The organism is Prevotella melaninogenica, from assembly GCF_013267595.1.
Taxonomy (GTDB): Bacteria; Bacteroidota; Bacteroidia; order Bacteroidales; family Bacteroidaceae; genus Prevotella; species Prevotella melaninogenica_D.
Genome location: NZ_CP054011.1, coordinates 1,751,913 through 1,763,673, shown reverse-complemented (window position 1 = coordinate 1,763,673; position 11,761 = coordinate 1,751,913). Strand labels below are relative to the sequence as shown.

Annotated in this window: 10 protein-coding genes; 2 read left to right on the top strand and 8 right to left on the bottom strand. The window is 42.0% G+C overall.

Going from position 1 to position 11,761, the window contains the following annotated elements; translation table 11 throughout:
• Complete coding sequence (locus tag FIU21_RS12510; protein WP_004358830.1) at positions 1-1,452, bottom strand: oligosaccharide flippase family protein; 1,452 nt, start codon at positions 1,450-1,452, stop codon at positions 1-3.
• Positions 1,453-1,542: 90 nt separating this feature from the next.
• Entirely contained in the window at positions 1,543-2,769 is a 1,227-nt protein-coding gene (locus tag FIU21_RS12505; protein WP_004358832.1) for a nucleoside recognition domain-containing protein, read from the bottom strand.
• Between the two features lie 426 nt (positions 2,770-3,195).
• Here FIU21_RS12505 and FIU21_RS12500 point away from each other — a divergent pair, with 426 nt between their 5' ends.
• The gene (locus tag FIU21_RS12500; RefSeq protein WP_004358836.1) at positions 3,196-3,630 is read left to right on the top strand and encodes a DUF4299 family protein; all 435 of its coding nucleotides are present in this window, start codon (positions 3,196-3,198) and stop codon (positions 3,628-3,630) included.
• A 507-nt stretch (positions 3,631-4,137) separates the two neighbouring features.
• On the opposite strand, the gene FIU21_RS12495 is transcribed toward FIU21_RS12500, so the two are convergent.
• The 6 genes from FIU21_RS12495 to bamJ (FIU21_RS12470) form a co-directional block, all read right to left on the bottom strand.
• A complete protein-coding gene (locus FIU21_RS12495) occupies positions 4,138-5,154 on the bottom strand; it encodes a M28 family peptidase (RefSeq protein WP_004358838.1) in 1,017 nt (338 codons plus the stop codon).
• 65 nt (positions 5,155-5,219) lie between these two features.
• Complete coding sequence (locus FIU21_RS12490) at positions 5,220-7,082, bottom strand: fused gamma-glutamyl-gamma-aminobutyrate hydrolase/peptidase (protein WP_004358840.1); 1,863 nt, start codon at positions 7,080-7,082, stop codon at positions 5,220-5,222.
• Positions 7,083-7,122: 40 nt separating this feature from the next.
• Positions 7,123-7,590 (bottom strand): Lrp/AsnC family transcriptional regulator, encoded by a 468-nt coding sequence (locus FIU21_RS12485; RefSeq protein ID WP_004358842.1) that lies wholly within the window; start codon positions 7,588-7,590, stop codon positions 7,123-7,125.
• A gap of 171 nt (positions 7,591-7,761) precedes the next feature.
• Positions 7,762-8,763, bottom strand: a complete 1,002-nt coding sequence (bamJ, locus tag FIU21_RS12480; protein ID WP_036885730.1) for a BamJ family beta-barrel-assembly machinery protein — start codon at positions 8,761-8,763, stop codon at positions 7,762-7,764.
• Positions 8,764-9,080: 317 nt separating this feature from the next.
• The gene (locus FIU21_RS12475) at positions 9,081-10,007 is read right to left on the bottom strand and encodes an FKBP-type peptidyl-prolyl cis-trans isomerase (RefSeq protein ID WP_036885731.1); all 927 of its coding nucleotides are present in this window, start codon (positions 10,005-10,007) and stop codon (positions 9,081-9,083) included.
• 89 nt (positions 10,008-10,096) lie between these two features.
• Entirely contained in the window at positions 10,097-10,702 is a 606-nt protein-coding gene (gene bamJ / locus FIU21_RS12470; RefSeq protein WP_004358848.1) for a BamJ family beta-barrel-assembly machinery protein, read from the bottom strand.
• Positions 10,703-10,958: 256 nt separating this feature from the next.
• On the opposite strand from bamJ (FIU21_RS12470), the gene FIU21_RS12465 reads away from it, so the two are divergent.
• The gene (locus FIU21_RS12465; RefSeq protein ID WP_004358850.1) at positions 10,959-11,651 is read left to right on the top strand and encodes an SIR2 family NAD-dependent protein deacylase; all 693 of its coding nucleotides are present in this window, start codon (positions 10,959-10,961) and stop codon (positions 11,649-11,651) included.
• The last annotated feature ends 110 nt before the right edge of the window (positions 11,652-11,761 follow it).

Sequence of the window (11,761 nt, the reverse complement as noted above, 5' to 3'; positions counted from 1 at the left end):
TTATTTCTTTGCAAACCGACTGCGTAATTTTTGCAGTGGAAAGTCGTGATAAAGCACGTGAGCTATAAAGAGAATGATAACCAATGTATTGATTCCCAAGGCTGCAGGAACAGGAAGATTGGCGTTAGTATAGGTGATAACGGCAAAGAAGAGACCCGCTATCAGAAGATAAACAAAGATACTCTTCAATGGATAGTTTATCGGATACTTACGCTGACCGACAAGATAAGAGAGCACCATTGCCGTTGCATTACCCATGAAACCTGCCCAAGCACAAGCGATATAACCATATTTTGGTACGAAAATCACGTTGATTCCGATGATTACAGCACATCCGATACCTGAGAAATAGGCACCCCAAATCGTCTTATCAATGAGTTTATACCAGAAACTAAGGTTGAAGTAAACACCTGTCATGATACCTCCTGCCATCACGATAGGCACAACCTTCAATCCTACCCAGTAGTCACGACCGATGATATGGCGCAGAATATCCATATACCCCATTACCACCAAGAAGGCAAGAAGCGTAAAGATAATAAAGAACTTCATAGCCCTCGCATAGGTTTCCTTATTGTCTTTGTCGCGTGCCTTACCAAAGACGAATGGCTCATAGGCATAGCGGAAAGCCTGCGTAATCATCGACATAATCATTGCTATCTTACTTGCAGCACCGAAGATACCCAATTGTGTATGCGCATCATTGTCCTTGTAGACGTATGGGAAGATGATATAACCTGCCGTCTGATTAAGAATACCAGCTATACCAAGGAAAAGAATTGGCCAAGTATAGGACAACATCTTCTTTGCCAAAGGCATATCAAGCAGCTTACCGCCTGCAAAGAAGCCATCTTTTAGCTCTTTCCAGAAGCAGAAGGTGATAGTCGTTGTACATACAAGGTTGATATAGAAGGCATAACCCACCTCATGTCCGTCAAGGATAAGATAGTAAACAAGATTCAAAATGATGTTCAAAGCAATGAATAACAGTTTGAAAGTAGCAAACTTAATTGGGCGTTTCTTGTATCTGAGATAGGCAAAAGGGATAGCCTGAAAGGCATCAATCGCTACCGTGACAGCCATAACCCACACATATGAGGGATGTTCCGAGTAACCCATAAAGTCACAGATAGGCTGCAGGAAGACGAAGACCATTGCTATAAATAGCAGTGAAGAAAGCCCTACCAAAGACAAAGTAGTAGAGTAAACCTTCTTCGGATCTTGGTCAGTCTTATTGGCATAACGGAAGAAAGTCGTCTCCATTCCATAAGTCAAAACGACCAACAGCAACGCAGTATAAGCATAGATGTTTGTGATAACACCATAGCCACCGCTCGCCGCACTAATTTTCGCTGTATAGAGGGGTACAAGAAGGTAGTTTAAGAACCTTCCGATGATACTGCTCATTCCGTAGATAGCAGTGTCTTTTGCAAGTGATTTTAAATTTGCCATTGTTGTATTGTAGTTTAGCTTATTTGCCTTATTAGGCTAATAAGGCTTATAGGGCTAATAGCCCAATAGCTTAATAGATTCAATGATCTCCTAAAAGAATATATAGCAGATTGCGATTGCGGCAATTACACCAACTAAATCAGCCAATAATCCACAAGCTAATGCATGACGTGTATACCTTATACCGATGCTTCCGAAGTAAACCGCTAAGATATAGAAAGTCGTATCTGTTGAACCTTGGAAGATACAACTCAATCTGCCAACGAATGAGTCAACACCAAAAGTTTTCATTGATTCCAACATAAGACCACGTGCACCACTACCAGAAAGCGGCTTCATAAAAGCAGTTGGGAGTGCATCTACGAATCTTGTGTCAAGTCCGCACTGCTCCACACACCACTTAATTCCCTGTATCAAAAGGTCCATTGCACCCGAAGCACGGAACACTCCTACAGCCACAAGGATAGCTACTAAATAAGGAATGATACGTACTGCGGTTTGGAATCCATCCTTCGCTCCTTCGATGAAAGCGTCATAAACGTTCACTTTCCGTAACAACGCCACAACGATGAAAAGGATGATTATCGACATGACAATCAAGTTAGAGGCAACAGATGACACCGTATTCGTCATCTGCTTATCCATCTGTCCGAATCCCCAAATTAACAATCCAACAAAGCCTATAATACCAACAAGCCCCAAAAACAATGTCGGGTGGAAAATATTGATACGTTGCCAAGCTGCCGTAATGAAAATACCAGCTATCGTTGCTACCGTTGTTGCCAACAGAATTGGGATAAACACATCCATAGGTTGTGCTGCACCGTTCATGCTTCGATAGCCAAGAATGGTCGTAGGGATGAGCGTCAGACCCGAAGTATTCAATACTAAGAACATTATCATCGGGTTAGTTGCCGTGTCTTTCTTTGTGTTCAGCTCTTGCATCTGCGCCATCGCCTTCAGTCCTGTAGGCGTAGCTGCATTATCAAGTCCTAACATGTTCGATGCTATATTCATAAAGATAGAACCCATAACAGGGTGATTCTTAGGAATATCAGGGAAGAGTTTTGAGAAGAAAGGGCTGAGCATACGTGCAAGAACATTGACAACACCAGCTTTCTCACCAATCTTCATGATTCCTAACCACAGTGTCAAGACTCCTGTTAAGCCTATTGATGTTTCAAAAGCATTCTTAGATGAATCAAAGGTAGAGTTCATCATCTTCTCGAATATCGTTGTATCGCCCATCAACAGAGAGATAATTCCGAAGACAAATGCTATTACGAAGAATCCTATCCAAATATAGTTCAGTGCCATTTATCGCTTTTTATAACTGTTTTAATATGTCTGTTATGAATCAGAAGTGGGGACAGACAGCCCCACAATGGCACCATTCTTTCCCAATGCAAAGATAAACATTTCTGTGTGAACCTACAGCATAATAAACTAAAAAGATGTTGTTAGCCTCCGTGTTTCTATCTGTTTTGTCGATAATAAGCTGTAGGATATTATCGAAAGCACTACCAAAACAACATTTATTAAGCCCCGTTTTTAGATGTTTTATCGATGATTAAACCGATTTGTATATACAGTTTAATCTTTTTAACATACGTAATTGTGTTTATGTTGTACGAAGTTTTTATCTTTGCAAACGTCTTTTTGGGATAGAATTTTATCTATTTCCGATTACTTTTATTACATAATTAGTCACTTTGCGAATAAAGATAGTAACAGCAAGACTATATGGGTATATTCGATTTCTTTAACAAGAATAAGCGTAAGGCGCAGCAAAATGAACAATGTCTCTTAGATGAAGAAGGGACAGGGGAGGCTGACCTATGGTCGAAGGCTTATGTGGCAGAGCCACAATGTTATGAAAAAGAGGGAAAAGAAAAGCTTTTGAATTTTGTTATAACAGAGGGAGTTAATACCATTCTACCAATGTATCCCAATGAGTTATATAAAAACAAAGAAGAAAACTTCTCTGACATTCGTCTTACATTTGTAAGTACGACAAAGAAAGGTGAGGTGGTTGACTTACCTTTCTTTCATTGTGTACCCGCTTTATCCAACTACGCTGTGGAGTATAGAGAGCCTAACGTCTTAATTAGAGGACTGAATGCTGCGGAAATGGGCTTACTTATCTCTGGCGTTAAACAGTCGTTAAAGCGTATCTAAACGTCTGAAATAGGATTCACAATATCAATCCAAATAAATTCCGATTATGGTTGCAAGAGTTTCTGCCCATAATCGGATTCATCTTTTCACGATCGCTTTTTGTAAACTATTTTCATACACTTCACTTCCAATACATGCTCTTTTGGCTTCTTAAAGACGCCCAATTGGCTTGCAAAAGGTGCCCTTTAGCAACGTTACTAACGCCCTTTTGAAGTCCAATTAAGCATCTTTTTAATTACTCCTTTATAACAAACTGATTTCCTGTTGGTTACAAATCCGCTTCTCTTTTGTATTTTTACCGTTATTTATAGATGTTTTATTTGAAATTATGTAATTATTTTTCAAGACCTTATCCATACTTTTGAAGTTATAAAATAAAAACACTTTGTGCGGAATAGTATGCCTACTATTTTTTTTATATCATGGTCAGAGCGTCAAAAAGGGACAAAAACAAAAAAGAGGATGTATCTGTTTTAAACACATCCTCTTTATATGAGACTTTATATTTTACAGCGTATACAATACCTGTATGACGGTCTGACCAACTGCTAACAACGTATTCTTATCGATATGTTCCATAGTGTCATTGACTGTATGCCATGTTGGGCCGAAAGAGCTTTGCTGACAATCAGGATAGTAAGGAATGATATCAATAGTAGGAATACCTGCAAACTGGTTCACTGGAACATGATCGTCGGTAACCATGCCACCAACAGCATCAGGGAAGTAAGAGCCGAAACCTGCTCCCTTTGCAGCCTCCCACACACGGTTTACGACATCAGAAGCAAACTGAATAGACATTCCCTCACGATAGAACTGAGCACCTTCGCCTCCTACCATATCGAGAAGAATACCGAACTCAGGCTTAACAGCCGTTGGGAAGTTCTTTGCGTAGTATTGTGCACCTAATGCCCAAGAGTCGCCATCGTCTTGATATCGAGTCTCCCAACGTGGTATTCCCCAGTCTTCAGCATCAAAGCATACGAAGTCAACACCTACTTTTAACTTCTTATCAGCCTGCAACTGACGTGCTAACTCAAGCATTACAGCCACTCCACTGGCACCATCATTCGCAGCCATAACAGGCTTCTTGTGGTTAGTAGAGTCTGGATCATTGTCTGCCCAAGGACGACTATCCCAGTGCGCACAGATTAAGATACGCTTCTTTGCTTCTGGATTAAAACGTGCAATGATATTAGTTGACTTCAAGACCGTACCGTCATAGGCTTTTAGATCGGCTTTCTGCTCCTGTACATCACAGCCATACTCCTTGAATTTCTCTACTATCCACTTGCCACACTTATCATGTGCTGCAGAGTTCATCACACGTGGTCCGAAGTCACACTGTGCTGCTGTAAAGGCGTATGCAGAGTCGGCATTAAACGTAGGACCGACTGGTTTTGCTGTAGCCACAGTGTCAGCACCATTATCAGTGTTGCTTGCTTTCCCCTTACATCCATAGGCTACGGTTGCGAGGGATACTGCCAAGAGGCAGCCGAAAAAGATTTTTATATTCGTTTTCATTATTGATTGTTTTCTTATCCTCTCCCACTCTATCCCAAAGGGTTGGTGAGAAACCTTCTTTCTACTTATTTTCTAACGCTCTGTACCTGCGCCATTACACGCAGCCAGTTGCCTCCCCATATCTTTTCAATATCTCTTTCGCTATACTTACGACGCAATAGATGAAGGGTGAAGTTGATCATTTCGCTCGCATCAGCCATACCGCGTACGGTTCCGTCACCATCAAAATCGGTACCAATACCTACATGATCGATACCCATAATGTTGATAGCATGCTCAAGATGGGCTATCGCATCCATCACTGTTGCCTCACTACCCTTCTTCAAGAAGCCTTGGTACATTGTGATATGAGCCACACCGCCCTTCTTTGCCAACGCTCGCATCTGATCATCGGTAAGGTTGCGAGGAACGTCACAGAGTGCTTTGCTATTAGAATGACTACATACGATTGGCATCGTACTAATCTCCAACGCATCATAAAAACTCTTCTCTCCGCCGTGGCTTAAGTCGACCATAATACCGTTACGGTTCATCTCCTTGATGACCTCTTCGCCAAACTTACTTACTCCTCCGTGGGTGTTGCAACCTCGTGCAGAGTCGCAAATATCGTTATCACCATTATGACAAAGGGTTATATAGGTCACACCACGCTGTGCAAAGTGCTTTACATTCTCAAGCTTATGCTCCAAAGCAAGACCGTTCTCAATAGCAAACATAATACTCTTACGTCCCTTGCGCTTATCTTCGTAAAGGTCGGAAGGTGTACGAGCAATACTGATATAGCGTTGGTTCTGCTTAACAATTTCCTCTATTTTGTCGAAGATAAGGTTGGCATAGACAGCTGGTGAGAGATGATTCAATGTCTCAACGAGGTGAGGATTATAGCGTTTCAAACCTTCAACATCAATCTTTGACGAGAAAGACTCACCTATCTTCGGTTGTGGAAGGTAAGCAGCCATCGTCACAGCATCCTGCCTTCCCTCCGTCATCTTATGGAGATCGTAGAGAATACGTGAGTCACGCTGATCGAAGTTGACGCCTTGTGGGAAGAACATAGGCGTATCACAGTGTGTATCAAGCGTCAAGATGCGCTGATGAAGTTGCTTAGCAAGGTAGAAGTTATTAGATTGTCCAACCAGCCACTGGAAGATTTTTCCTCCCTCTTCACCCATCCATTCGGGATGCCATTGCACTCCCATGATAGGCTTGAACTCGCTACTCTCAATGGCTTCAATCACTCCATCAGGTGAAAGTGCTGTCACACGGAAGTGCTTTCCAGCGTCTTTCACTGCCTGATGGTGGAAGCTATTGACCATAAGACGCTCTTCCTTATAGAGCGCATAGAGGACAGATGACTTGTTAAGGGTCACGCTATGCGTAGCTTCACAGCGTTCAGCGTCCTGTGAATGCTTTAATGTAGCAGCACGATAGGTTGTTACCGTTTTGTCTTTGCTCAGTTTCTTTTCAACCGTTTCCTCCTCTCTTATATATTCATCATAGATATCTTGCTGTATCTTTCCACCTAAAGCGACAGCAAGGGCTTGCGCTCCACGGCAGATACCAAGGATAGGCAACTGACGATTAAACGCCAAACGGATAAGCATCAGTTCGGGTAAATCACGCTCAGCATTGATATTATTAAGTTTAGGAGAAGGCTCCTCGCCAAGCCACAGAGGATTGATATCAGCACCACCTGTAAGGAGAAGACCGTCAAGATGGTCGAGGGTGTTAATAAGCACATCCTTATCAGCCACAGGAGGAATAAGCATTGGGACTCCGCCCGCAGCTACCACCTGCTTATAATAGACATTCCTTAACGCAGCATCACCATTCATATAATTGGTAGTGATACCAATTATAGGCTTACGCTTTGCTTCAGGGAAAGTTGAATACACCTTATCGAGATGTGACTGAAGATCGTATTGCATTCTTATTCTTTTTTAAAAGATTGGTTTGTCGTTGACTTCTTTAGAGCAATTCTTCTGCTATAGGGATCTCACGCTTGATACTTTGCTCAAGAGAAATAAGTGTTTCGGTTGATACGACACCAGAGATACCTTGCAACTGGTTGTTAAGAAGGTCCATCAACTGCTCGTTGTCTTTTGCATAAAGCTTCACAAGCATTGTATAAGGACCTGTTGTAAAATGACATTCAACCACCTCTGGAATAGCACTGATACGTTCAACAACCTTCTTATACATAGAGCCACGCTCGAGATTTAGTCCCACATAGGTACAGGTTGTATAGCCTAAACTCTTAGGATTAACGTCGAAACCACTACCTGTTATGACTCCATGCTCTATGAGATGTTGTACGCGCTGGTGAATAGCTGCACGTGAAACGCCACACTGGGCAGCAACATCTTTAAAAGGCATACGAGCATTCTGCGAGAGGATACCCAATATTTTCTTGTCCAAACGATCTACTTTTTCCATGTTCTACGGTTGATATTATTTCTTAATTCTATGTTTCTAAAACTTTAATTGATGATGAGCAAAAGTAGGGAATAATTATGGAACAGACAACAAAATGACATAAAAAATGCGCCACTTGGGCGCATTTTGTTTTTATTTTAAGCAAGAGAACAGTATTTCACTGCTTTTATCTTACTTTTTTACATTCTTCTTTGCCTTCTGAACAGGAGCTTTCTTGGCTGGAACGAGCTTTGCAGCATCAATTGTCTTTGACTCCTTTTCAGGTGCTGCCTCAATGCCTTTCAACTCAAGAGTGAAGATAAGTGTTGAGAAAGGACCGATGTCACGACCTGCACCACGCTCACCATACGCGAGGTTTTGTGGGATAACAATCTCCCACTTTGAGCCTACAGGCATCATCTGCAACGCCTCAGTCCAACCCTTAATGAGTCCACCAACATTGAAGGTATCGAACTCTACGCCATGACGTGAAGTTGCATCGAATACCTTTCCGTCAATGGTCTTACCCTCATAGATAACCTGGACACGGTCATCTGCTGTTGGAATAGCTCCATCACCCTTCTTAATGATACGATACTGAAGACCATCAGCTAATGTTGCAACGCCCTCCTTCTTCTTGTTTTCTTCCAAGTAAGCTTCATTCTTAGCCTTTATCTCAGCATCTTTCTGTGCTTTCAACTCTACTTCTTTCTTCTCGAAGATTTGCTCAGCAGTAGCCTGCTTGAGGACAGTAGAATCCTTTGCCAAAGCTGCAACAAAGCCCTTATAAAGCAAATCTGGGTTAATTGGAGCCGATGTGCCTTCGAACTTAGATGCAATATTAGGCAACATGGTCTTGTCTACTTGTGAACTGATGAGCAATCCTGCTACATAAGCAGCAAAAGCAGAGTCTTTGCGATTAGCAATACCCTGACGCAAGCCACGCAGGAAGTCTGGCATCTGTGCAGGAGTAACACCAAACTGATTTGCAAGATAGTCGTCCAAGCCACGTGTCATAGACATACCTGCAGCATAGCTCAATGTATCAGAAGGTGAAGTCAGTACTACTGCACCTTCTTTACATTCTACAGAACACTTCGCATTCTGCTTTCCTTTCTTCTTACTCTGCGCACTTGCAGTATTAAAGACTGAACCTGCTGCAACGAGCAGAGCCAGCATTAAAAGTTTCTTCATTGTTTTGTCGTTTTTAAAGAACAGGTTTTTCTATATTAAAAGGATGTAGATTCGATGATTACCAAGCTTTAAGAAGTATATTACTAAGCTTTAAGAAGTATGTATGTGTCTTCCCTTCCTATAAGACAAGAGTATCATTACTGAATTATTCTCATGAAAATAAAGAATTACTTTCATGAGAATAAATATTTATTTTCACGACAATAAAGATTTTCTTTCATGAAAATAATTCGCTATCATCGTGAAAATGGATTACAGCTGATGCTCTTCCATATAAGAAAGGAAGACTCATCGAACCATTATCAAACCTTAGTTGATTACATACCTGGCTTACCCTGTGGCATAGCAGACATACCCTGAGGCATACCTGGCTGACCTTCTGGAGCCTTCTCGATACCGAGTAACTCAACAGTAAAGATAAGTGTTGAGAATGGCTTGAGGTCTGGACTTGGCTGTTCAGCACCATAACCAGCTGTATAAGGAATTGTAATCTCCCACTTAGCACCAACAGGCATCTTTGTCAAAGCCTCTGTGAAACCTGGGATAACACCACCTACAGGCATTGTTGCACCATCACGCTGATCGAAAACCTTACCATCGATAGTCTTACCTACATAGTTAATCTTAACAACATCAGAAGCCTTTGGTGTAGCACCAGAGCCAGCCTTGAGTTCCTTAACCTGTACACCCTGACCGATAGTCTTCACACCTTCCTTCTTAGCGTTGGCTGCCATGTAAGCGTCACTCTTCTTCTTATTAGCACCATAAGTCTTCTCAGCGGCCTTCATCTGAATAGCCTTTGAAGTCTTCTGCTCAACTTCACGAGCCTGCTCTACAGTCATCTTCTGACCATGACCCTTTGCACTTGCTGCGAAACCAGCGAGGAAATTAGCCAAAGAAACAGACTTTGTAGAGTCTTCACCAAAGATCTGACGGTTAATCTGATTCTTGATAACCATGTTCATCTGCATACCTACGCCGATACCAGCATTGTAAGCGGCACGCTTCTTATCATCAGCATTCTGCGCACCATCGTTCATACCCTTGATAAACTCATCGATGTAAGCTGTATCAATCTGCATCTGCTGGAGATACTGCTTAACACTCTGACCCTGATCAATACCGAAAGCATAGCTCAAAGAGTCAACATCAGACTTCAAATCCTCCTTTGGAGCTGAGTTACCACAAGCTGTGAAGCCTGCAGCTGCGATAGCCATAGCGGCTAAAAAATAAATTTTCTTCATTATTTTAATTGTTTAGTTTCTTAAGCAATATTGTTAGCGTAGGCGATAGAGGACGTATATTGCAGTCTATTATCGCCTATACACCTTTCTTACTTTACCTCAATCAACTCTACGTCGAATATAAGTGCTGCGAATGGAGGTATCTGTGCACCAGCACCACGCTCACCATATGCAAGGTTATAAGGGATGAAGAAGCGATACTTAGCACCTTCCTGCATAAGCTGTACACCCTCTGTCCAACCTGCGATAACCTGATTCAAGCCGAAAGTAGCTGGCTGATTGCGCTGATAAGAACTGTCGAAAACAGTACCATCAATCAGTGTTCCCTCATAATGACATACTACCTGGTCTGTAGCTGAAGGCTTCTTACCATTGCCTTCTTTCAACACCTGATACTGCAAACCTGATGGTAAGGTTACAACACCATCCTTCTTACCGTTCTCTGCAAGGAAAGCCTCACCAGCAGCCTTTGCTACCTTACCAGCCTCAGCGGCTGCAGCCTGCTGCTTAGCCTCCTGCTCTTGGAAGAAGTTTTGTACGAGAGTCTGTGCTTCTGCATTGTCAACTTTCAGTTCTGAACCTGAAATAACATCCTTAATAGCCTGTGCGAAGTCGTCAATATTCAGTTCCTTTGCGCCCATTCCTGCGAGCTGTGAACCGATACCGATTCCCAGTGCATAGCTTAATTTATCCATTATCGTTCTTAATATTATTAATAATTAATGTGCAAAGATACTATTTTTAAGGTATAGTTTTGCATTAATCGGATTAAAATTACTAAATTTGTCAAAGAGAATGGAGGATTACTGTGCAAGTTAAAGGTATCGACAAAAAACAAGAAGTAGATTATTAGTACTTCATTTGTCCAAAACTCTATTTGCAAGTGTTTTGAAATTAATGCCTATAACCTCGTCTATCTCCTTCAAGCCTCAACTCATAAAAGACAGACGTATGAAGAAAATCGTATTCTTAACAGGTGCTGGAATGTCCGTAGAGAGTGGCTTCAAGACCTTTCGCGGCAATGATGGATTATGGGAGGATTATCCTGTTGAACAGGTAGCAACGCACGAAGGCTGGATAGCCAACCCCACACTCGTCAACAACTTCTACAACAATCTACGCAAAAAGCTCTATGCAGCCAAGCCTAACGAGGGTCATCGCCTTATCAAGGAACTTGAGAAAGACTATGATGTGACGGTGATTACGCAAAATGTTGACGACCTTCACGAGAAAGCAGGGTCTTTAAAGGTTATCCATCTACATGGAGAACTGACAAAGGTATGCTCAAGTAAGACTCCTTACGACAGCCGATACATACAGGAACTACCTAAAGACAACTGCGAAGTAGCCCCTGGAGCATTGGCTGAAGACGGTAGTCTATTGCGCCCTTTCATTGTCTTTTTCGGCGAATCGGTCCCAATGATTGAGCCTGCTGCAGAGGTTGTGGCACAGGCAGACATCCTTATTATCATCGGAACGTCGCTGGTTGTTTACCCTGCTGCGGGTCTTGTGCAATACACCCGACCAGGGACTCCTATCTATCTGATTGACCCTGACGATACGCCCGCACATGCTTCTGGACGATTAACGCATATAAAAAAGGGTGCAAGCGAAGGTATGAAAGAGTTGATTAAGCTATTGTAAAAAGCTGATTATAGCATCATAAGGAACTGATTACATCGCATTCCCACACAGAAATAAAATCCTATTCATAATAAACAGAGAACATATAAACTACCAAGTTTTCATTCCCT